A 22,174-nucleotide genomic window follows, 5' to 3' on the forward strand; every position below is an offset into this window, starting at 1 on the left:
GCTCTCGGCCGGAAGTTCTCGCTCTCGGCCGGAAGTTCCAGCTCTCGACCGGAAGTTCCCACTCTCGGCCGGAAGTTCCCGCTCTCGACCGGAAGTTCCCACTCTCGACCGGAAGTTTCCACTCTCGGCTGGGATTTTAAAAAGCACATCACCAGCGAAGGGTATTCCCGGAGCGGCAGCCTATGTCTCATTTTTAAGAGCCTTAAACCGACACCGCAACTTCCGGCTCCCAAGCCACTATTTCATCATTTGCCAGCCCTACTAATTGCTCCCTCAATGTAGCTGTGTCAATAGATTGATAGTTTGCTATAATTTCGTTGATCTCCTCGATGTAAAGCTCGGTCGTTTTACCTGCGTATATTTTGGGAAATACCTGATTGTCATGGACTTCATTTTCTTTCAAAAGCTCTTCAAACAGCTTTTCGCCAGGTCTGATCCCTGTATACACTATCTCAATATCTTCAAGAGAATTTCCGGATAATTTGATGAGGTTCTTGGCCAGGTCGACGATTCGAACCGGTTCTCCCATATCGAGAATAAATATTTCGCCGTCTTCTGCTAAAGAGCCTGCTTGAATGACGAGCCGGGAAGCCTCCGGAATTGTCATAAAATAGCGGACCATATCGGGATGGGTGACGGTAACCGGTCCACCCTTTTCAATTTGCTTTTTAAACAGCGGGATCACGCTTCCGGTACTTCCCAGCACATTGCCAAACCGGACAGCGGTAAATTTTGTCCTGCTTTTTCTATTCATATCCTGAACAATCATTTCCGCGAGCCGTTTGGAAGCGCCCATAACGCTGGTCGAATTTACCGCCTTATCGGTTGAAATCATAACGAAGCTCTCTACGTGATTACGGTGTGCCGCTATCGCCGTATTTCTCGTTCCAATGATATTATTCCTTACCGCTTCCTCTGGATTCCTTTCCATCATTGGCACATGCTTATGGGCCGCAGCATGATAAACAACGTCCGGTTTATACCGGCTCATGACTGTCATCATTTTTGCCGCATCCTGAATGTCTGCTATTTCGGGAATGATTTCTGTTTTGCTAGTTTTATATTTTTCCATCAGATCCATTTCTATGGCGTAAATATCATTTTCCGCATTCCCCAATAAAATTAGTTTACGCGGATGAAAAGAGGCTGCCTGACGTGAAATTTCCGAGCCAATTGACCCTCCCGCACCGGTTACCAGGATCACTTTATCTGTAATGTTTTCCGAGATGCTTTCCATATCCATTTGGACGGGATCTCTTCCCAATAAATCCTCGACCTGGACGTCACGAAATTCGTTGATCGATACCTTTCCGGTAATCAAATCTTCCAATAATGGAAGGATTTTCGTTTTTGCGCTCGTCTTGGCACATTCCCGAAAAATCGTGTTTAATTCTTTCTTGTTTAAGGAAGGGATGGAAATAATAATATGATCAATTTGCAGTTCATCCACTTTCCCAGCAATATCTTTGACTCCACCAACTACCGGCAGTCCATAGATGTCCAGCTGCAGTTTGCTTTTGTCATCATCAATAAAAGCAACAGGCAAAAGTTCGCTTTGTTTATTTCTCATCATTTGTCTGGCAACCATCGTCCCTGCAGAACCCGCCCCAATAATCAATGTCCGTATTTCGGTTGCGGATTTATTCATCACCGTATCCCGGTACACCCGCCAAACAAAACGCGATCCGCCAATGAAAAACAGATGCAGAAGCCAAACGACCGTGATAAATTTGAAATGAATTTCCTGAATAAATAGGAACTGAAGTATGGCCGCTGTCAGAATGGAAAAAGAAACGACCTTTAATATAATCAGTAATTCCTGAATGCTGGCATACTCCCATACCTTTTTGTACAGCTTGTATTTTATAGAGAACATATAATGACAACTGAGAATGGCAAGCGAGATGATCAGCAAAGGAACAGCAAATGCCTTCGTATCTATACTTAACAGAAATACACTTAATAAAATGGCACTTAACACAATCAGGGAATCTATAAAGATAAATAAAGAAAGCCGCTGCCTGTATGTCATCACCTCACCTCCTATTATTATTTGAATGCAAAAATAATATGTGTTCAAAAAGGAGGATAACAAGGACCAAGAAGTTCGAGGCGGTGCCGCTTTTGAGCAGACGATCTAGCACGCAGGAAAAGTGGTTTTCTTTTCCAAGGAACGAAGCGTATGCTTTTAAATACGTGAGTAGCGGAAAAGCAAGCCAACGAGCTTCCACAGGATGTGGTGATTTCTGCGTTGCCCACAGGACGTGGGCGAACTTAGCAGAAGTTCCCCTGTGATGTGTCATTGTTACCGGACTTTTGAACATCCTTAAAAATATATGTAGTGGGCATCTAACCCTCCCTCACATCACACTACCGACAACGAACGTGTCTAAGGTTCCATAAAAAACCCACAGCATGACCGAGTGTCTGCATTGATAATGGTAAGCATGACATCACCAGAATTATTTAATTCTTTATAAAGAACAATGTCAGTAAAAAAAATTGCCTATCTATCGTTGAAAATAACTCCCATCAGTTTTGCGTGAGCCAGCTTCAATATCCGTTTTGCTTCCATCAGTTTTGCCATGCCGGTTTTCCCGCAGGTAACTACCAGAATGACTCCTGAGCATTGATTGGCCAGCTCTCTTGTTTCTGTTGATTTCAATATGGTTGGTGAATCGATTAATACCATGTCATATGCTGGTGCGACTTCTTTTAACAGGTTTGTCATGTTGGCACTTCCGAGTAATTCAGTTGGATTCGCAACCTCCGTCCCGCTTGTCAGTACATCCAGCTGCTCGATGTCAGTTTTCGTCACCGCAGTTTCCAGAGGGGCGTAACCTTTTAATACATTTGCCAGGCCAATATCATTGGGAACGTAAAATGTACGGTGAATAATCGAACCTCTTAAATTGGCATCAATCAAAAGTACTTTTTCCTTTTGTGTTGCAATCGAGACCGCCAAATTGGTGATCATAGTAGATTTTCCTTCCCCGTCCTCCGGTGAAGTGACAAGAATAATGTTATTCTCTTTATCATTGGTTAAAAATCGTATATTTGTTCGAATCGTTCGGAATTGATCCGATATAATTGAATCAGGTTCACTATAAGTGAGAAGATGTGTTTTTTTACTGTTCGTTGTAGGCATTTTCATTAATCGCAACAGCTTCACCTCTTCTTTTGGATTTTTTCTTTCTTGATTCAACAAACGCATATTTCTTTTTATTCATATTGGAAACAATGCCGATGACCGGTACGCCCATGATTTCTTCCACTTCCCGTTCTTTTCGGATTTTGTCATCCATGGAATCCAGTAAAAACACCAGACCAACACCCAGAATGACTCCGGCGGCCAGTGCAATCACACTTAAGCTGATGGTTGGCGGGGCGTTAATTGGAAGCGGATTTTCCTTGGCTTCCGATAATAACTGAACGGCGTTATAGTCAAGAATGGATGCAATTTCACTTTTAAAGGAAGCAGCTGTGGCATTTGCAATATTTGCTGCCGTTTCAGGATCCTGATCGGTGACGGAAATCTGAATCACCTGGGATTCATCGAGTCTGGTAACCTCTATTTGTGCTTGCATGGCCTCCACTGGCCTTGTCAGCTGCAGTTCATTTTTTACGTTTTCCATAATGATCGGGTCTTCAATCATGACCATCAGGGTATTCATATCTTCCTCTTCGGAACCAAAAATCATTCTGGTCGAGGTCTCATACAGGGACGTGCTGTTTAGGGTGCTGTAATAATTGTAAATATAGCCCGCAGCCGTCATAAGGACTGTTACCAGGATAATGATCCAGAAACGGCGTTTTATTACCTCAAAATATTCCCGTAAATTAATCTCCTTGGGGTGTTCACTATTTATGTATGAGTCCTGTGCATTGTTTTTCATGTAGAACCACCTCATTCTGCTGGGATATAGGTCATTATATTCACATGCATTTGTTTTATTCTTTATAGAGAACGGTGAATTTAAAAAAATAAGACTGCCTGAAATGTCTTATTTCCTAGTTTAGTTCTTTATAAAGAACATGTCAATAGGTAATTTGCAAAAAAGAAGAATTTTTTCATTTTGCTTATAATGATGTTGTGATTTTGGGAAATCCATACACTTTACAACATATAAAAAAACTTGGCTTATCGCCAAGTTTTATGTATACTTAACTGCAAAAAAAAGAGGCCATCTTGCTCGCCTCTCATAATGCCAATCAAAGAATTTCATATTCCCCGATTTTTTTATATTTCTGCCAGCGCTCTTCCAGCAGATTATCTGCCGAAATACCGGTTAATTCCCCGAGGGATATCTCAATGGTCTGGTCGATATATTCCGCCTGCTGGTCGACATCCCGGTGTGCGCCGCCCATCGGTTCGGGAATGATTCGGTCAATCACCCCGAGCTGTTTTAAGTCATAGGCGGTGATTTTCATCGTTTCGGCAGCTTTTTGTGCCTGGCCGGAATCTTTCCAAAGCAGCGCTGCCGCCCCTTCCGGTGAAATAACAGAATAGGTGGAGTTCTCCAGCATGTGAATACGGTCGCCGACTCCGAGTGCGAGTGCTCCGCCGCTGCCGCCTTCGCCAATGACGATGCAAATAACCGGCACCTTGAGCCCAGCCATTTCCATCAGATTGCGGGCAATTGCTTCACTCTGCCCGCGCTCCTCAGCTGCTTTTCCAGGATAAGCTCCCTTCGTATCAATGAAACAGATAATCGGCCGGTTAAATTTTTCCGCCTGTTTCATATGCCTTAGTGCTTTTCGGTAGCCTTCGGGATGCGGCATGCCAAAGTTTCTTCTGATATTTTCTTTGGTATCCTTGCCGCGCTGGTGGCCGATGACCGTCACAGGAGTGTCTTTATAATAGGCAATTCCCGCCACGATCGCTTCATCATCGCCATACAGCCGGTCGCCGTGAAACTCTAAAAAGCCAGTAAACAGTTTTTCAATATAATCAAGTGTTGTCGGCCTTTCTTGATGGCGGGCCATCTGCACCCGGTTCCAGGGGCGGAGATTGCCGTAAATATCTTTCTCCAGCACAGCGAGCTTTTTTTCCAGTGTCGTGATCTCTTCCGTTAAATCAATCTCGCTGTCGTCGGTAAACTTTTTCAGTTCCGTGATTTTTTCCTTCAGGTTGACGATCGGCTTTTCAAAGTCCAATACCTGTTTCATGCTTTTTCGCCGCCCTTCTGATGCATTTCAAGCAAGGCAGACAGAAGATTTTTCAACTCATGGCGATGAACCACCTGATCCAACTGGCCATGCTTCAGCAGAAATTCTGCGGTCTGGAAATCCTCCGGCAGTTTCTCCCGGATGGTCTGTTCAATAATCCTTCTCCCGGCAAATCCAATCAGTGCACCCGGCTCGGCAAAATTATAATCACCAAGGGAAGCAAAGCTGGCAGACACCCCGCCTGTTGTCGGGTGAGTCATTACCGAAATCATCAAGCCGCCGGCATCGGAAAAGCGCTGGATCGCAACAGAGGTTTTGGTCATTTGCATCAGACTTAACACCCCTTCCTGCATCCTTGCCCCGCCTGACGCGGTAAAGATAATAAAAGGCAGTGATTCGTCCTTGGCATTCTCGATGGCCCTGGCGATTTTTTCTCCAATCGCGGAGCCCATGCTGCCCATCCGGAAGCTGGCGTCCATGACAGCAAATGCCGTCTGACTGCCGTCAATTGCTCCTTTTCCTGTGACTACCCCTTCATTCAGTCCGGTTTTCTCCCGGTCTTTCGCTATTTTCTCTTCATACTCGGGAAAATCAAGGGGATTGCTGGACGTCAGCTGCTTGTCCCATTCCTGAAAGGTGCCTTCATCAAACAAACTTTCAATCCGCTGCCCTGCATTCAGCTGGTGATGATGACCGCAATTTGGGCATACATTTAAATTCTTTCTCATTTCTTTTCGGTAATAAATTTTATGACATCCAGCGCATTTTTGCATTAACCCTTGCGGCACGTCTTGCTTTGCCTGTTCACTGGGCATGGATGCGTACTTTTTCTTCTTGGCAAAAAAATCTTTAAGCAAGGTAATGTTCCCCCTTTTTCCACAAACCTTGGACCGCTTGGAAAGAAATGCTTAAGTACTTGGCGATCCCGCTTTTCCATAAGGTTGTCCTCTGACATAATACCACTTGCTGGATGAAAATACTGTCAAAACCCGTCGATTTAAATGATTATTTTTTGCATTTGTAATGACCTTGTTTTTCATACAGCTCTTCAATACCCAGGTACTCCCCTGAAGTATACAATTTTAGCAGTTCCCGGTAAAAGGCCTCTTCATAATACAGGCTGCCGACCGCTCCGGAAAATTCCTCCATCAGCTGCCAGACTTTGGCCAGGAGCAAGTTATCAATTCGATAAAATAATAAATGAAAAAATGCAGTATGACGCTGCTCCGGACTTCCGGCCTTTTCCCTGATTATCGCGCTTAGTTCATCAATGTCAGCACACGCGATACCACTGCTTGCTAATTTTGCCGCTTCTTTTTCGAGTATTTTCTTTGCCAGGATCAAGTCCTGCCTAGTATGGTTCTCCCGCAAAATAAAGGAGGCCAGCAATTCCACGGTGTGAAATTGCCGGTACGTGCTAAGGAAAGTTCCTTCTCCCTGCCGTGTTTCAATCAGGCCTAGCAATTCCATGGCCCTGAGCGCTTCCCTGACGGAAGACCTCCCTTTCTGGAGCGTATCAGCAAGCTCTCGTTCTGACGGAAGCTTATCCCCGGACGTGAGTCCATTCTTTTCGATGAATAGGCGAATCTCCTGCAGGACACCTTGATATACTTTTTGCTTCGGTGTGATGGACACAGCCGAGGGTCACTCCTTTACCGTCTTAATTATCTATCCGCGTGAGTTTCCTGGTTTTCTCGGCAACTTCTTCCGGGTCCACCTGAATTCTGGCAACCCCGGATTCCATTGCTGCATTTGCCACACTGGACGCTACAATCGGAGCCACCCGTGGATCAAACGGCGCGGGAATCACGTAATCATCGTGCAGTTCCTCTTCGGTAATCAGGGAAGCAATCGCATACGCTGCCGCTACCTTCATCTTTTCATTGATCCTGGTTGCCCGTACGTCCAGCGCTCCGCGGAAAATTCCCGGAAAAGCCAGCACGTTATTGACCTGGTTGGGATAATCGGACCGGCCTGTGCCGATCACTTTCGCTCCTGCTTCTTTGGCGTCTTCCGGCATGATTTCCGGATTCGGGTTAGCCATAGCAAAGATGATCGGATCGTCGTTCATCATTTCGACCATTTCTTTGGTCAGCGCCCCGGCTACCGAAACACCCAAAAATACATCCGCCCCGTCAAGCATGTCCTCCAGTGATCCTTCTTTTTTGGCATTGTTTGTGTACTTGGCTACACTTTCCTTCACATCATTCATGCCATAAGGACGACCGTCATAAATTGCTCCTTTGGAATCACACATGATCATTTCCCTTACACCGAAGCTGTATAATAATTTGGTAATAGCAATTCCCGCAGCACCGGCTCCGTTTAAAACAACGCGGATATCGGAGAACGATTTGCCCACCAGTTTCATGGCATTGATCAGTCCGGCCACCGTCACAATTGCCGTACCATGCTGATCATCATGAAAAATCGGGATGTTGCTTTCCTTTTTCAAGCGTTCTTCAATGATGAAACAATCCGGTGCGGCAATATCTTCCAAATTAATCCCGCCAAATGTCGGCTCCATCAATTTGACAGTGCGGACAATTTCATCGACATCATATGTATCCAGACAGATTGGAAAAGAGTCCACCCCGGCAAAACTTTTAAACAGAACGGATTTTCCTTCCATGACAGGGAGTGCTGCCTCCGCACCAATATTGCCAAGCCCGAGTACGGCTGAACCATTGCTGACAACTGCTACCATATTTCCTTTCATGGTATAATCGTAGACTGTTTCTTTGCGGTCATAGATTTCCTTGCAGGGTTCTGCTACTCCCGGAGAATAGGCGAGACTTAACTCCTCCGCATTGGTGACAGGCACTTTGGACTCGGTTGTCAGCTTCCCCTGGTTTACTTTATGCATCTCTAGTGCTTCATCTCTCAAGGTTGCCATTTTTATCGCTCCTTTTTTAACAGTAAGATACGGGTGTGGATTCAAGGTGTCCATGGTGGTCAGACCACCCTTTAATTCTTTCATTATAACAAATGGAGGCCGTCTGTAAAGCAGACCCACTCACTTTTGCAGAACGACATTCTCTTTTTCAAAATAGCTTTTTAGTGATTGCATGCAGGCATGATTCGGTTCGACAAAATAGTTATTCGCTAACTTGTAGGCCTTTTTCGTCTCCTGATCAAAAATAATTACAGGGGTGCTCCCTGGATGTGCTGCAGCAATACCCTTTAGTTCTTCAAGGGCATCTTCATGGCTTTCATTAGACAATCGAATGAACAGGCGCGGCTGGGGCTCTTTTTCCAGTGAGTTTTCTTCCAATGGTTGGATAGTTGCCAGCTGCCACTGCACCTTCCCGTTCCGCGATTCAATTTTTCCGCTTACGAGTACCAACATTTCTTCTTCTAGCCAGCGATTTGTCTCACGGTACAACTCTGGAAACATGACTGCTTCCATCTCCCCGGTCTCATCACCGATGGTGAGAAAGGCCATCGCGTCCCCCCGCTTCGTACGGATGGTTTTGATTGTCTGAATCACTGCAGCTGACTTTACGTGCCGCTTGCCGACTAATTTGGCGGCCTCGGTCAGGGTAATCAGCCCGTTTTCCCTGAGCCGCCGGCGCATTTCTTTTAATGGATGGCTGGAAATGTAGACACCGAGCAATTCCTTTTCATCTGCCAGCTTTCTCATCAGGCCGAGATCTTCCATTTCCACATAACTTGCTTCCAGGTCGATCTGCTCCTGAAAAAGGCTGGATTGTTCATTGAATTCCCGGAACAATTCGCCCTGCTCAATTGCCCCGTCAACAGAGGCAAGCAGGCTGGCGCGATTGCTGTAAACCTCATCAAACGTTCCCGCCATAATCAGAGTTTCCAGTGAAGATCGGTTCACCACACTCAGCGGGACACGCAGACAGAAATCAAACAAATCTTTAAATGGTCCGTTTTTACGGACACGGATAATTTCCCTGATCACCTGCCCGCCAATGCCTTTGATGGCCAAAAGCCCCATGCGGATCGTGCTTCCTTCCACTGAAAACCGGCCAAAACTTTTGTTGATGGATGGCGACCTCAACGGGATGTCCATCTCTTTGATTTCTTTGATATATGCGGCCACTTTTTCCTGCTGGTTAGCGATGGAACTCATCAGTGCAGCGAAAAAGTTTGCCGGATAATGGGCCTTCAGATAACTGAGCTGATAGGATATCATGCTGTAGGCAACCGCATGGCTCCGGTTAAAACCGTAATTGGAAAACCTTACTATCCAGTCAAAAATCTCCTCAGCGACTGCTTCCCTGTAGCCATTTTCCCGGCAGCCCTGGATAAACGCTTCTTTCTGTTCATCCATTTCGGCCTGCTTTTTCTTGCTCGTAGCACGGCGGAGAATGTCTGCCTGCCCCAGCGAAAACCCGGCAATCTGGTGGGCAATTTGCATGATTTGCTCCTGATAGACCAGGACGCCGTAAGTACGGGCCAGAATCGGTTCAAGGTCCGGATGCGGATAAGTCACCTTTTCCTTGCCAAACTTCCGCTGGATATAGGTAGGGATGAATTCCATCGGCCCCGGCCGGTACAGGGCATTGACCGCAATAATATCCTCAAAAGATGTCGGTTTCAGGCCTGTCAGGACCTGCTTCATCCCTTGAGATTCCAATTGAAAGATGCCATTGGTTTTTCCAGTCTGCAAAAGGGCAAAAGTGTCCGAGTCATTTTCCGGGATGTCCGTCAGTTCCAGTTGCTCTCTGCCGGAAAAATTGATCGACTTCAGAATGTTCTCCATTAGGGTCAGGTTGCGAAGGCCGAGAAAATCCATCTTCAATAGGCCAATTTCCTCCAGCTCATTCATTGGGTACTGTGTCAGACTGGTCTGATTGGCCCCGACGGTTAATGGCACCACCTCAGTCAGCGGCTGCTCGCTGATCACGACACCTGCTGCGTGGGTGGAAATGTGGCGCGGAATGCCTTCCAAGCGGGCGGCCACGGAAAACAGGCCCTTCAGCTTGTCCGATTGCTTAATATACTCCGTTAGATCCTTGGATTGTCTGACAATCTGTCCAATGCTTTTTCCTGACTGCGGCGGGATCTGCCGGATAATAAAATTCACATCCCGCTGATCGATTTCCATCATTTTGCTTAATTCACGAATCAGTGAGCGGGCGGCGAATGTGCCAAATGTAATAATTTGCGCCACATGCTCTTTCCCGTATTTTTCTCGGACATATTCGATGACCTCGTCCCTTCTGGCATCGGAGAAATCAATGTCAATGTCCGGCATCGTCAGCCGCTCGGGGTTCAGAAACCTCTCAAACAGCAGGTCGTATTTGAGTGGGTCAACATCCGTGATACCAAGTACATAGGCCACCAGTGAACCCGCAGCAGAGCCTCTTCCCGGTCCCACCAGGATATTGTTTGCTTTTGCATAATCAATAAAGTCAGCCACAATTAAAAAATAGGCACTGAACTGCATCGACTGGATGACATGGAGCTCGTAGTCCAGCCGTTCTGCAATGGTATCGGTGATCTCACGGTACTTCGTTTTCACCAGTTCCCGGCAGCGTTTTTCCAGATAATCATGAGCACTGATCGCTTCCGGAACCGGAAAAGATGGCAGCATCCGCTGGTCAAATTGAAATTCCACATTACATTTATCGCGGATCGACTCAGTTTCTGAAAGCACCTCCGTCCAAAAAGAGAACTGCCGCTCCATCTCCCCAGGCGAGCGCAGATGGTAATCGGGCCGCTGCAAAGCCTCATCCTTTACATCGCGGCTACCCTGTTTCATCGCTTGCAGCCAGGAGTAAGCCTCCTTGTCCTTTTCATCCAGATAGCGGACCTCTTGCACGGCTGCAGCAGGAATTTGATAATTTTCCTGGAAAGCTTTCAGTGAATAATGGAGCCTCTGGGTTTGCTCCTGTTCATCCTGGGAGACACCGAGGTAAAAATTTCCCTCCGCAAATGCGGATGTCCATTTATGTAAATAAGCTGCTGTTTGGTCATGTGTCTCTGTCAGCAAGAGACGGGCAAGTGCCGGGTCGGAAGCTGGGAGCAGGCAAATAAGTCCTGTTGCATGCTGCTTCAGCTCCTCCAGACTGATACCTGGTGCCTGCTTTTGCTGAATGGCTGTGGTGATATGGATCAGGGAGTGGTAGCCTTCGTTATTTTTGGCAAGCAGCACACAATCTGCACGGTACTCATCTTCCAGAATAACGGCAGTACTCATCCCGATGACTGGCTTGATTCCAGCTGCCATACAGGCTTTATAAAACGGGATGGCACCATAAAGTACCTGTTCATCGGCCAGTGCCAGCGCATCCAGTTTCAGTTCTTTAGCCTGCTTGATTAATTTCGGTATGGTAATAGTGCTGTTCATCAGACTGTAGCCGCTTTTCACTTGTAAAGGTATGTATGCCATTTGCTCCCGCCCTCCATTCTTCTTTTATTATAGCAACTTTAGCTGTGTGATGCCCATACATACGATGCTTCAGAGAAATATTTTCATAACTCACTCCTTGTCCTCATACGATGTATAGAACAAGCCTCTGGAAGGGGTGCAGCTATGGAAGAACGTTTCTTTGCCTCATTCATTCATTGTTATTTTATTGCATTTGGGGTAATTATCGGCGGATCGATTATCGGAAGCATTGGCGAGTTTGCTACAGGCAATGCACCCTTGACATCGATCGGCCGGATTGCCAAAAACCTGCGCATCTGGGCAATTGTTGCGGCGATCGGCGGCACATTTGATGCGATTTCCAATTTTGAACGCGGCATACTCGACGGGTCCACGATGGATTTATTTAAACAGATTCTCCTGATTTTATCTGCAATGGGCGGGGTAAAGACTGCCATCATGCTGCTTGAATGGCTGATCCAGGAGGATATCGGCTGATGCATGTCCCTCCCTACCATAAAAAAAGAACGTGGCAGCGGTTTTTGGCTGGAGCGGTTATTGGAGCGATTCTCTCGTATTGGATTTTCATTTACATGTACGGCTCCATGTATGAGCAGCTCCTGGAGCAGAATCTGGAGCTGGAATCCCGGGTGATGGAGCTGGAAAATCAGAATGCGGCACTCTTGGAGGATAATGAAAATCTGGATGACCGAACAGCGGAACCAGTAACCGTGGAGGCAGTGGAAATCACGATCACCAACGGAGAAGAACTAAGCCTGGACCGGCTGATTGTTCATCAGCTGGAGGAAATGCTGAGGGAAGAGCTTTCCCATCTTATCGGCGAGGATTTGTCACTTATTGCTGGAAGTGACCGGCTGCTGGTATCCACTATTGAAAATAAAGGATTTTCCATCGATCAGTTCACGTATTATTTCACCGTCACCAAACTGATTATGTCTCAGACCATTTTTCTTGAAGTGGAAGCAGAGCAGGGCAGTTAATGTGACCATTTATTGAAAAATCATGCAAAGCAGTGGCAATTGTCAACACTTTTTTATATAATGAAGTTAGAAAAGCGTATCTTTTCTGGAGATGTCTGAAAATGGTTGCATATTTCGGACTGCATCCCGCAGGCTAACGTCCTATTTGGCGTGTGCCTGGTTTTTTAATGAAAGGAGATGGGTAGACGTGATTATCACCCAGCGGCGTTTGCGCGACGAAAAAATCGCCCAGCTGAAACAAGGACACTCGGCATATGCCGAATCACATGAGCTCATTCGCTTAATGAAACGGAACATCGAGAGAGAAGATCTGCATGTTCATTACGACATCGGACGGACCGGATGCTGGTTCATTCCATTAACAGATAAAATAAGCAGTTAGATTGGTGCTGATTACCACCCATTTGCAGGGCGGAAATCAGCTTTTTTTATTGTTTTGGTGCTTTTTTCGTGACCTCCCGCTGAAGTTTTCGCTCTCCCGCCGAAGTTTCCACTCTCCCGCTGAAGTTTCCACTCTCCCGCCGAAGTTTCCACTCTCCCGCTGAAGTCTTCGCTCTCCCGCTGAAGTCTTCGCTCTCCCGCCGAAGTTTCCACTCTCCCGCTGAAGTTTCCACTCTCCCGCCGAAGTTTTCGCTCTCCCGCTGAAGTCTTCGCCTTCCCGCTGAAGTCTTCGCTCCATAAACCACCAGCAGATTAGATATAGATAATGTGCTTAAACAGCCATTCTTTTAACCTTTGCAGACTTTTTCCAGATCGGCCGTAAGTGCTTCGGCTTCCTCCCAAGTATAGACAGTGGCACCAGACGCCATCGGATGACCCCCGCCATTGTAATTTGCCGCGACTCCATTAATGACCGGACCTTTGGAACGAAGCCGCACCCGGATCTGGTCGTCCTCCTCCACAAAAAAGACCCATGCCTTGATTCCCTCAATATCGCCGAGCACACCGACTAGCTGGCTTGTTTCCGAAGCCGAAAGCTGGTGTTTTTCGAGAATGTCCTTCGTCAGGTTAATCACACTCAGGCCCGATTCCGTGAGGGTAAAATGCTGCAGGATATAGCCTTTCAGCCTTGCCAAGCGGTGGTTGATTCGGTAAAGTCCGTCATACAGTTCCGGGCGGTCAAACTTGTGGTTGACCAAATCGGCCGTATACTTTAGCGTCTTCGCGGTCGTACTTGGAAAAAGAAAACGTCCTGTGTCTCCAACAATTCCGGCGTACAATAGCCTTGCCGCCTGATCATTCATTTTCAGCCCTTCTTCTTTGCCATGAAGGAAAAGCTCATAAATCATTTCACTCGTTGAACTGGCTTCAGTGCTGACCCATTGCAGGTCTGCATAAGCATCTACATCCGGATGATGGTCAATTTTTATGAGTTTCTTCCCAAGCTTGTACCGTTCGTCGGAAATCCGCGCCTCATTTGCCGTATCACAGACAATTACCAGTGCATTTTCGTATACCTCGTCGCCGATCTGATCCATCTCCGTAAGAAACTTCAGAGAATCCTCTTCCTCCCCGACGGCATAAACCTGTTTCTCGGGAAATGTTTGCTGGATGATTGCATTCAGTCCTGACTGGGAACCAAGTGCATCAGGATCCGGCCGCACGTGGCGGTGGATAATAATTGTATCGTATACTTTGATGTCTGCAATAATTTGGCTGATGGTCATGTTTTTAACTCCTTCAATCGTTTTTTTGGTAGCTTGTACCAGGAAAAAAAGGTACAATATATGTATCGTTTTAAAGTAGGAGAGATAGAATGGTTATTTTCCCGATTATTATTGTTGTTTCTGCTGTTTTATGGGTTTATTATAAAGTTCAGATTCTGAGAGAAAGAGATGGGCTCGTCCAAGCCTATTTTAATGCAAGATCACGTATTTGTCTGGGAAGCGTTGTATTTTTTTTCGCAATCAACCAGTATCTATTTTACCAGACAAGACTTTCGCTGTTTATCGGCATTGTCTTCCTCCTGCTTGGCGGAATGCAGCTCGTGCGCGGCTTCCGGGAGGTAAAACACTACAAGCGCGAATGGCAGCGTGTGAGAGCCGATTAATTGGATAGATGAAAAAGCTGACACATGATGGGGTCAGCTTTTTTTGTCTAGCTACAGCACTCAGCGACTAGTGGACTTCCCTCACCTTCGTACGATAAGTCAACATCGGCTCGAAGTTAAAGGAAGGCCGGCTAAGTACGGCCTTTGCGGCCAACGCCGGCATACCCCTTTTGCAGAGGCATGTTTCCTTTATCTCCTTCGAAAGAATGATCAGCTAAAACCGCCGCTTTGCGCGGCAACGCTGATCCACCCCGCATGTCGGGGCGCAGCCCATACGTCGCTAAACGGGCGCTTCCGCATTTCTGGTTCACCGGTGGATTAGCTGGGCCATAATCAGCCCCCTGCCGGCAACTTTGCGATCATGGAGCACTTCGATATCAATCTTGGCGTACATCCGGCCGGCCTCCAGCAGCTCTGGGCGGATCGTCAGCTGACTGTCCAGCTGCACCGGCTTCATGAAATAGACCGTGACATTCTCCACGACCATATCGGCTTTTTTCTCATGGGCAAGCAGCCGTCTGCTCGCTTCCGTAATCAGCACGGTAAATACGCCATTGGAAAGGGTCCCAAGCTGGTTGGTCATTTGCGGGGTCACTTCGGCATGATAGACTCCTTCTTCCTCATCCGACGCCTGCAGATTGGCACTGATTGTATCATCAATCGTTTCTCCAATTTGCGGCTGGCGCTGGATTTGCTGCAAGGCCTTCAGCACATCCTGCCGGGAAATAACTCCCTTCAGCTTGTTCGACGGATCAACCACCGGAACGAGCTCAATGCCTTCCCAGACCATTAAATGTGCAGCAGACGCCAGAGATGTTTTTTCCTGGACGACAGCCGGATTGCGAACCATCACCCGGTCAATCACCACATCGCTTTCCTTGCCTATAATATCCTTCGCTGTCACCATGCCGATTACCCGGCCGCGGTCATCCACGACCGGAAAACGCGCATGGGTGGACGTCTGATTCAATTCATACCAATCCTGCACCGTATCCTTGGCATGCAAATAATACGCATCTTCAAACCGTGTGAGAATATCGCCGGCAAACACGATCTCTTTTTTGATCAGCTGATCGTAAATCGCCCGGTTAATCATGGCGGCCACCGTAAACGAATCATAACTGGAAGAAATGATCGGCAGCTGCTTTTCATCGGCAAGCTGTTTGATTTGCTCATCGGTATCAAACCCGCCGGTGATTAAAACAGCCGCTCCTTCCTTAAGTGCCAGCTCGTGGGCCTTCACGCGGTTTCCGACAATTAAAAGCGAATCGGCCTCAGTATAGCGCAGCATCGCATCCAGTTCCATCGCGCCAATCACGAATTTGTTCAGCGTTTTATAAAGCCCTTCCCTGCCGCCCAATACTTGTCCATCCACAATATTGACGACCTCAGCAAACGTAAGCCGGTCAAAATTCTCTTTTTGTTTCCGTTCAATCCGGATCGTGCCCACTCGTTCAATGGTACTGACAATCCCGAGATTTTCCGCTTCTTTGATTGCCCGGTATGCCGTCCCGTCACTCACATGCAATTCTTTGGCAATTTGCCTGACTGAAATTTTGTTTCCAACAGGCAATGAATGAATATGCTTGATAATCTGCTCATGCTTCGTTGCCAAAGTGCCCACCAACTTTCAACTGTATTACTCCGTATTTAATTTTTATTATACAGTTGAATAGCGATTAACTCAATGATTAGCGGGCTGTCTCCGCCTTAATTCTTTCTGTTCCATTACCGGCGGGCGCATCATCTGTAATAGTGTAGCCAGATTGGATCCAAATACAAGCAAGAAAAACCCCAGCCAGCCGCCCCAGAAGATCAGCTCGATTGTCGTGGTTGCTGAAGGTATCGCCGGCCAGGCAAAATAAAGCAGAAAACCGGCGAGCAGCAGGCGCAGTATTGTATAGTGCCGCATAAAAAATCCCCCCCTCTTATTAAAGTTTATGAGCGGGGAGTTGATTTATCACCTTCTATTCCAGATAAAAGGTTCTTAGTGTAACAGTGGCAAAGGCGTCTGATTCTGTTTGCTGAACATCCAGGGTATCGATGAGCATCAATCGCTCGCTTGCTGTGATACTTTCTAAGAAGCGATTGATGTCTGAGAGATTACCTGCTGAAGCATCCATGGTGTAGCTGGTTGTCTCAAGACTTGTACTTTCTTCCTCTTCTTTCTCTGCCGCTTCGAGTTCCATTGCCCCAAGGTACTCAATTGTCACTCCCGCCGATTCGGCCAGCTGCTCCAGATTAATCAGCACGGTTTCCGGAGATTTGGTCGCCGGCACCTTTAGCTGGGCTTCGGTGAGTTCTGTCTCCTCAGATGCGTCTGCACCTTCCATTGCCATTTCTGCCTGTTGTTCCAGCTGGGAAATTTGCTCCTCGGCAGTAGTCACTTCGGCGATAAGCGGAGAAAGAAGAGAATAATAGCAAATTGCGTAAATGATTATGAGTGAAGCAACCGTGCCTAGGGCAAGATGGATATAGTTTTTTTTAGTCCAGCGCATTTTCATTTGTACCAAGCACCTCTCTCAGAATTTCCCGGTCGATCCCTACGTGAATCGTTGCCTGGTACGCATTTTCCATCATGCTGACACTGTCCAGATTCACGTAAGCAGCATACGGATACTGCTGAAGGTCGGCAATATAATCAGCCGTTTCCTGGAGGCTGGCAAAGGCTCCATTGATCACCAGCGAATTCTCTTCGGTAAAATGATAGCCAAGCAGCTGCCCCTGTGCAGAAAATAGGCTGAGGATTTCCTGATACAGCGGAATCGTTGGCACGGCCTCCCGCTGAACTTCTGCCATCCCCTGCTGAAGGCGCTCAAGCTGGCGGGCATCAGCATACTGAACCTGCTGCTCTTCCAATACTGCCTCTACTTGGGCACGTTCTTCACCAAGTGCAGCCAGTCTATCCTCGAAGTGATTTTGTTGCATGATTAAGAGGATTACGACTGCTGCAAGCAATACAGCGAAAACCAGCCCCCAAACAAGAACAGGCAGGAATTTTTTCGGTTTTTTCTCAAGCAGGTTGATCTCTGTGTTCATCTAAACCGGACTCCTTCTATGTATCCTGCTTCAGCGCCAGTCCGAGGACATCGAGGTATTTTGCCGACAGCTCTTCATTGGCAAATTGATGCACCGGCAAGTTGAACCGCTCCTTCAGCCTTTCACCGGCCGCCCCGATAAGCGGTGCGTCACCGGAGAGGACAAGCTGGGTAATGGAGGCCTCTCCTTTGGTAATGGAAAATTGATAAAAGTCAATGATCCGGCCGATCTCGGTCAGGTACTCATTCATTGCATGAAATGCTGCTGTCTCGTCTGCGGCTTCTCCCGTCTCCATCTTCATTTGGCGGGTGAAAATTGCTTTGTCACGCTGAAAAACGGTCAGCACAAGTGCGTCTTGATTCCAGTTGATCAGCAGAACATGCTTCTCACCCTTATCAGCCATCCGGTAGTAATAACGGTACACGGATAAGGACGTCAGATCTGCCGCAGCAGGTTTCAAGCCAGCTTCCGTGAACACTTTTTCAAATGCGGTCAGCTTGTCTTTCGGATAGGCATACAACAGCACATCACGCTGATCGCCGCCCCCCTCGAGCATTTCAATGGCAATAGACGGATTAGCAAACGGCAGGTAAATACTGCTGCCGAGGTGGGTATGGACATAGCTCAGCGCTTCTTCTTTGGCGAGGGCGGCAGGCACCTGAAGCTGGCGCATCACTACCGTATCATCCGGTACGGCAAAGTAAAGCTTTTTCCGCTTCCATTTATGTTTATTCACCAACTGGCGTACAACCGCTGTAAGTGCCTGCTGATTAACGATTTGGCCATCTCTGATCGTGTCTTCCGGTAATTGCACTTCCCCGTGGGATTGCAGTCCGCCGACAGAAGGATTTTTATTAAACGTATACCTTAATACACGACTGGTCAGCACGATATTCACTCTGCCCTGTTTGATCAAACCCATGATTTTACACCTGCTTATATGTAGAAGTTAAGGTACAAGCGAATCAGCTCGCCCCCGTAAAAATAACTGATCAGCGCTGCCACGACAATATAAGGACCAAATGGGACCGGCTGCTTGCGGTCGATCACCTTGCCGACAAGCAGCACCAGCCCGACGATCGCTCCTATCGTACAGGAAAGGAAAAAAGTAAGCAGCAGCTTTTCCGTCCCGAGCACAATGCCCAGCACGCCGAACAATTTCATGTCCCCTGCGCCCATTCCCCCGCGGCTGACGAGGATAATCAGGGCAACCACCGCAATGCCAATCAGTCCCCCGGCAATCGGCGACCACCACGGTTCAAGCGGCACGATGATCCGCATCCCGATCATTAGCGGCAGAAAAAATAATAGTACCTTATTCGGAATGAGCATGTACGCGATATCAGACACAAATATAATCATCAGCATGGAAACAAGGAGCAATGCGGTCAGCAATTCCCAGTCCAGGCCGAAATTTATATAGCTGATAGCGAATAATCCTCCGGTGAACAGTTCTACTGCCGGGTAGATGAAGGAAATCCTTCGTTTGCAGTGCCGGCATTTTCCGCCTTGCAAGAGGAATGAGATTAGTGGGATGTTTTCATACCAGGACAGTTGAGTATGACAGTGCGGGCAGGCAGACCGGTCATTGGCGAAGGGTATGTTTTGTGGCAGGCGCAGCCCAACTACATTGAAGAAAGAGCCAAAAATAAGCCCTAGCAGAAAGAATATGAAAATGATTGCGATGTCCATGCTGTTGTCTCCTTGTTCGAGTCTAGCAAACTATGTATGGAAAGAAAACGCCCGGCAGGTAATTTTGCCTGGGCGCTTAATATAATCTATTGATTTTCATCCGTTGAGACTTCTTCCCAGCTTTCTGTATACGCAAAAATTCCATCTTCATTTTTCGTTACCGAACCAGCATATACCTGATTGTCGTCTGCAGGATTACTAGGGATTTCTTCTAAATAGCCAGTGGAATGTAATTCAGCCACTGTCATCCCATCTTCATCATCAGTAAATTCTCCGCTCACATCTGCCAGTCTTGCTGCATTCTCAATCAGCTCTATATTCGCCTCATCGGCATCATCTTCCGCACCTGCAATAACATTCCCAATCGCTGGTACAGCAATCGCCACAATAATCCCCAAAATAGCAATCACCGCAAGCAATTCCACCAGTGTAAACCCTTTTTGCTGCTTCCAGAACTTCTGCATCTTCTTCAACAAAAAATCGCCGCCTCTCTTAATAATAGTATTAATACTAGTCGGCCGGTTGCACTACTCGCTCCAGACCATTCAAGTGCCCACCTACAAATGGCCTATCCTCGCATCCTACTTTAGTCCTAATTCTATTATAAACTAGCAACTGGCAAAAATCTACAACTTTACTAAAAATTTTCAAACATGGAAAACATAGGCAAGGCTACCGCGGCAATAATTCCTCCCACGATCACTGTCAGTACAATAATCATCAATGGTTCAATCAATACTTTAATTCGATTGGATAATTGCTCGACTTCTTCCTCGTAAAATTCTGCCGCTTTGGCCAGCATTTGATCGAGCGTTCCGGTTTTTTCGCCAATATCCACCATTTGCACGACCAGCGGAGGGAATGTTTTATCTTCCCTTAGTGGAGTTGCCATTGACTCCCCGGTTTCAAGTGCTTTTCTCGCTCTTGCCAAACCTGCCTCGATCACACGGTTTCCTGCCACTCTTTCCGTAATTTCCACCGCCTGCAGAATGGGCACGGAACTGTTGACCAGAGTGCTCAGGGTTTGCGTCATGCGAACGAGCGTCCCTTTATGAACCAGAACTCCTAAAAAAGGAATATTCAGTTTCAGCCGGTCAACTTGATAAACAAACCCATCATAGCGCTTGAGATAACGAAAGCAAAGCCAGCCCAGCAAAAACAGCGCAATAATGGTCCACCAGTAAGCAACAGCCCAGTCACTGAGCGTCAGAACGAACTGAGTGAATGCAGGAATTTCCTCGCCCATCGACGCAAACATGTTAACGAACTGCGGCACGACGAACGTCAGCAGAAAGATGCTCAGGGCTATGGTTATGATCCCGACAATGGTCGGATAAAGCAAAGCGGAGATCACCTTTTGCCGATTGCGGTGCGATTTCTCGTAATAGGATGCCATTTTTTCTAAAATCTCATCCAGCCGACCGCTTGCCTCTCCAGCGACGATCATATTAATCAGAAGCGGCGGAAAAATCTTGGGATGGCGCTCCGCAGCAGCTGACAGGGCCTGTCCCTGGTCCAACTGCTTGTCCACATCGGCAAGTACATTTTCCAGCACTCGGCTCTCTGTTTGCTCCATCATCGTTTTCGTCGCCTCGGAAATCGGCACACCAGCGTGAATTAGCGTGGAATACTGGCGCAGGAACAACACAAAATCTTTGATATTCACCTTTTTATGTATCACGATTTCCTGATTCCATGATTTTGTTTCACCGAGCTCCACAATCACCAGCCCTTCACTTTCCAGCTGAAAAAGGGCCTCCCTTTTGCTTGCCGCGTCGATCTTCCCTTTTTTCCTTTGGCCGGAGAGCGTTTTTCCGCTGTAATCAAATTCCATGCTGGAAACTCCTTTCCGGCATGTAAGGGGAAGCGGCATCATAGGAAATCTGTCCCTGCTGCAGTAAGCGAAGTAAGTCCATCTCCAATGTGTGCATCCCCTGCTCTTTCGATGTCTGCAGCACATTCTGGATTTGATGAAGTTTCTTATTTCGGATCAGATTTTTTATCGCAGCGGTATTAATCAACACTTCTGTGGCCGCCCGCCTATCCAGATTATCCTTGGTAACCAAAAGACGCTGCGAGATGACCGCCTTTAAAATCGTGGCCAGTTGCAGGCGCATCTGATTCTGCTGACCGGGCGGGAAAACATCAATGATCCGCTCTATTGTCGAGACAGCGTCAGTCGTATGCAGTGTACCCAGCACAAGATGTCCTGTTTCTGCAGCGGTAATCGCGGTGGAAATGGTCTCCAGATCACGCATTTCCCCTACTAAAATGATGTCCGGGTCCTGACGCAGGCCGGCACGGAGTCCATTTACGAAGCTGTTGGTATCAAACCCGACCTCGCGCTGGTCAATGATCGAACGTTGATGGGTATGCACATACTCAATTGGGTCCTCCAGCGTAATAATATGCTTTTCCATCGTCTGATTGATATGCTGAATCATTGCGGCTAAGGTGGTGCTTTTTCCGCTGCCGGTCGGCCCTGTCACCAGCACAAGCCCTTGGGGATAATGCCCAATTTCCCGAACCGCCGCCGGAAGAAACAGTTCATCCAGGGAAGGAATGCTTGTCGGCACAATCCGGATTGCAAGAGACAGCTCCCCTCGCTGGAAATACGCATTTATCCGAAAACGCGACACCCCGTGTATGCCATAGGAAAAATCCAGCTCCCGCGTCTGTTTGAGCGCCTCAAGCAGTTCGCCTGTCAAGATATCGTGGATAATCTCCCTGGTGACTGCCGGCTTGATCACCGCTTCCTTCTGCTCGATCAATTTTCCGTTAATCCGAAAAATTGGCGGCTTGCCAATCGTTAAATGGACATCAGAGGCGCGTTGTTCAAAGGCGGCTCTCAGCCACTCATCCAATTGCTCGTTCATACGT

22 protein-coding genes and 1 riboswitch are annotated in these 22,174 nt (G+C 47.3%); of the genes, 4 read left to right on the forward strand and 18 right to left on the reverse strand.

The features are described 5' to 3' along the window. Window positions 1–202: 202 nt before the first annotated feature. The 8 genes from CEG13_RS11790 to dnaE form a co-directional block, all read right to left on the reverse strand. The gene (locus tag CEG13_RS11790) at window positions 203–2,032 is read right to left on the reverse strand and encodes a polysaccharide biosynthesis protein (protein ID WP_100012080.1); all 1,830 of its coding nucleotides are present in this window, start codon (window positions 2,030–2,032) and stop codon (window positions 203–205) included. A 474-nt stretch (window positions 2,033–2,506) separates the two neighbouring features. Further along, a complete protein-coding gene (locus CEG13_RS11800; RefSeq protein WP_100012082.1) occupies window positions 2,507–3,154 on the reverse strand; it encodes a CpsD/CapB family tyrosine-protein kinase in 648 nt (215 codons plus the stop codon). Next, complete coding sequence (locus CEG13_RS11805; protein WP_100012083.1) at window positions 3,129–3,896, reverse strand: YveK family protein; 768 nt, start codon at window positions 3,894–3,896, stop codon at window positions 3,129–3,131. The genes CEG13_RS11800 and CEG13_RS11805 overlap by 26 nt, the downstream gene beginning before the upstream one ends. Before the next feature lie 316 nt (window positions 3,897–4,212). After that, window positions 4,213–5,169, reverse strand: coding sequence for an acetyl-CoA carboxylase carboxyltransferase subunit alpha (locus CEG13_RS11810; RefSeq protein ID WP_100012084.1), 957 nt, complete (start codon window positions 5,167–5,169; stop codon window positions 4,213–4,215). Continuing rightward, window positions 5,166–6,026, reverse strand: coding sequence for an acetyl-CoA carboxylase, carboxyltransferase subunit beta (gene accD, locus CEG13_RS11815; protein WP_100012085.1), 861 nt, complete (start codon window positions 6,024–6,026; stop codon window positions 5,166–5,168). Before accD ends, CEG13_RS11810 begins: the two co-directional genes overlap by 4 nt. 148 nt (window positions 6,027–6,174) lie before the next feature. Then, window positions 6,175–6,804 carry a FadR/GntR family transcriptional regulator gene (locus tag CEG13_RS11820; protein WP_100012086.1) on the reverse strand — a complete coding sequence of 210 codons (630 nt, stop codon included), beginning with the start codon at window positions 6,802–6,804 and terminating at the stop codon, window positions 6,175–6,177. Window positions 6,805–6,829: 25 nt separating this feature from the next. Beyond that, window positions 6,830–8,065, reverse strand: coding sequence for an NADP-dependent malic enzyme (ystJ, locus tag CEG13_RS11825; protein WP_100012087.1), 1,236 nt, complete (start codon window positions 8,063–8,065; stop codon window positions 6,830–6,832). Between the two features lie 120 nt (window positions 8,066–8,185). Continuing rightward, a complete protein-coding gene (dnaE, locus tag CEG13_RS11830; RefSeq protein ID WP_100012088.1) occupies window positions 8,186–11,533 on the reverse strand; it encodes a DNA polymerase III subunit alpha in 3,348 nt (1,115 codons plus the stop codon). A gap of 144 nt (window positions 11,534–11,677) precedes the next feature. On the opposite strand from dnaE, the gene ytrH reads away from it, so the two are divergent. From ytrH to CEG13_RS11845, 3 genes are all read left to right on the forward strand, one after another. Next, window positions 11,678–12,010, forward strand: coding sequence for a sporulation membrane protein YtrH (gene ytrH, locus CEG13_RS11835; protein WP_100012089.1), 333 nt, complete (start codon window positions 11,678–11,680; stop codon window positions 12,008–12,010). Then, window positions 12,010–12,513, forward strand: a complete 504-nt coding sequence (ytrI, locus tag CEG13_RS11840) for a sporulation membrane protein YtrI (protein ID WP_100012090.1) — start codon at window positions 12,010–12,012, stop codon at window positions 12,511–12,513. Before ytrH ends, ytrI begins: the two co-directional genes overlap by 1 nt. Window positions 12,514–12,700: 187 nt before the next feature. After that, window positions 12,701–12,895, forward strand: coding sequence for a YtzJ family protein (locus CEG13_RS11845; RefSeq protein ID WP_100012091.1), 195 nt, complete (start codon window positions 12,701–12,703; stop codon window positions 12,893–12,895). A gap of 346 nt (window positions 12,896–13,241) precedes the next feature. On the opposite strand, the gene CEG13_RS11855 is transcribed toward CEG13_RS11845, so the two are convergent. Continuing rightward, on the reverse strand, window positions 13,242–14,180 hold the full coding sequence (locus tag CEG13_RS11855; protein ID WP_100012093.1) for a DHH family phosphoesterase: 939 nt from the start codon (window positions 14,178–14,180) through the stop codon (window positions 13,242–13,244). 89 nt (window positions 14,181–14,269) lie between these two features. Here CEG13_RS11855 and CEG13_RS11860 point away from each other — a divergent pair, with 89 nt between their 5' ends. Continuing rightward, window positions 14,270–14,563, forward strand: coding sequence for a YtpI family protein (locus tag CEG13_RS11860; RefSeq protein WP_100012094.1), 294 nt, complete (start codon window positions 14,270–14,272; stop codon window positions 14,561–14,563). A gap of 307 nt (window positions 14,564–14,870) precedes the next feature. Here the strand turns inward: CEG13_RS11860 and CEG13_RS11870 are convergent, their stop codons facing one another. The 9 genes from CEG13_RS11870 to CEG13_RS11910 all read right to left on the reverse strand — a co-directional run bounded on the left by CEG13_RS11870 (window position 14,871) and on the right by CEG13_RS11910 (window position 22,170). Continuing rightward, a complete protein-coding gene (locus CEG13_RS11870) occupies window positions 14,871–16,178 on the reverse strand; it encodes a DRTGG domain-containing protein (RefSeq protein WP_100012096.1) in 1,308 nt (435 codons plus the stop codon). Between the two features lie 69 nt (window positions 16,179–16,247). Beyond that, entirely contained in the window at window positions 16,248–16,475 is a 228-nt protein-coding gene (locus tag CEG13_RS11875) for a hypothetical protein (protein ID WP_100012097.1), read from the reverse strand. Between the two features lie 55 nt (window positions 16,476–16,530). Further along, on the reverse strand, window positions 16,531–17,067 hold the full coding sequence (locus CEG13_RS11880) for a hypothetical protein (protein WP_100012098.1): 537 nt from the start codon (window positions 17,065–17,067) through the stop codon (window positions 16,531–16,533). Continuing rightward, on the reverse strand, window positions 17,048–17,602 hold the full coding sequence (locus CEG13_RS11885; protein ID WP_100012099.1) for a hypothetical protein: 555 nt from the start codon (window positions 17,600–17,602) through the stop codon (window positions 17,048–17,050). The genes CEG13_RS11880 and CEG13_RS11885 overlap by 20 nt, the downstream gene beginning before the upstream one ends. 16 nt (window positions 17,603–17,618) lie before the next feature. Then, window positions 17,619–18,524, reverse strand: a complete 906-nt coding sequence (gene pilM / locus CEG13_RS11890) for a type IV pilus biogenesis protein PilM (RefSeq protein ID WP_100012100.1) — start codon at window positions 18,522–18,524, stop codon at window positions 17,619–17,621. Window positions 18,525–18,538: 14 nt separating this feature from the next. Beyond that, window positions 18,539–19,294, reverse strand: a complete 756-nt coding sequence (locus tag CEG13_RS11895) for a prepilin peptidase (RefSeq protein ID WP_100012101.1) — start codon at window positions 19,292–19,294, stop codon at window positions 18,539–18,541. Between the two features lie 86 nt (window positions 19,295–19,380). Then, window positions 19,381–19,770, reverse strand: a complete 390-nt coding sequence (locus tag CEG13_RS11900; RefSeq protein ID WP_100012177.1) for a competence type IV pilus major pilin ComGC — start codon at window positions 19,768–19,770, stop codon at window positions 19,381–19,383. Between the two features lie 31 nt (window positions 19,771–19,801). Continuing rightward, a riboswitch (cyclic di-GMP riboswitch) is annotated at window positions 19,802–19,885 on the reverse strand. A gap of 46 nt (window positions 19,886–19,931) precedes the next feature. Then, window positions 19,932–21,128, reverse strand: coding sequence for a type II secretion system F family protein (locus CEG13_RS11905; RefSeq protein WP_100012102.1), 1,197 nt, complete (start codon window positions 21,126–21,128; stop codon window positions 19,932–19,934). Further along, window positions 21,118–22,170, reverse strand: coding sequence for a type IV pilus twitching motility protein PilT (locus tag CEG13_RS11910; protein WP_100012103.1), 1,053 nt, complete (start codon window positions 22,168–22,170; stop codon window positions 21,118–21,120). Before CEG13_RS11910 ends, CEG13_RS11905 begins: the two co-directional genes overlap by 11 nt. Between the last annotated feature and the right edge of the window lie 4 nt (window positions 22,171–22,174).

Origin of the sequence: Lentibacillus sediminis, from assembly GCF_002763455.1 — a bacterium.
GTDB classification, from domain to species: domain Bacteria; phylum Bacillota; class Bacilli; order Bacillales; family Amphibacillaceae; genus Lentibacillus_D; species Lentibacillus_D sediminis_A.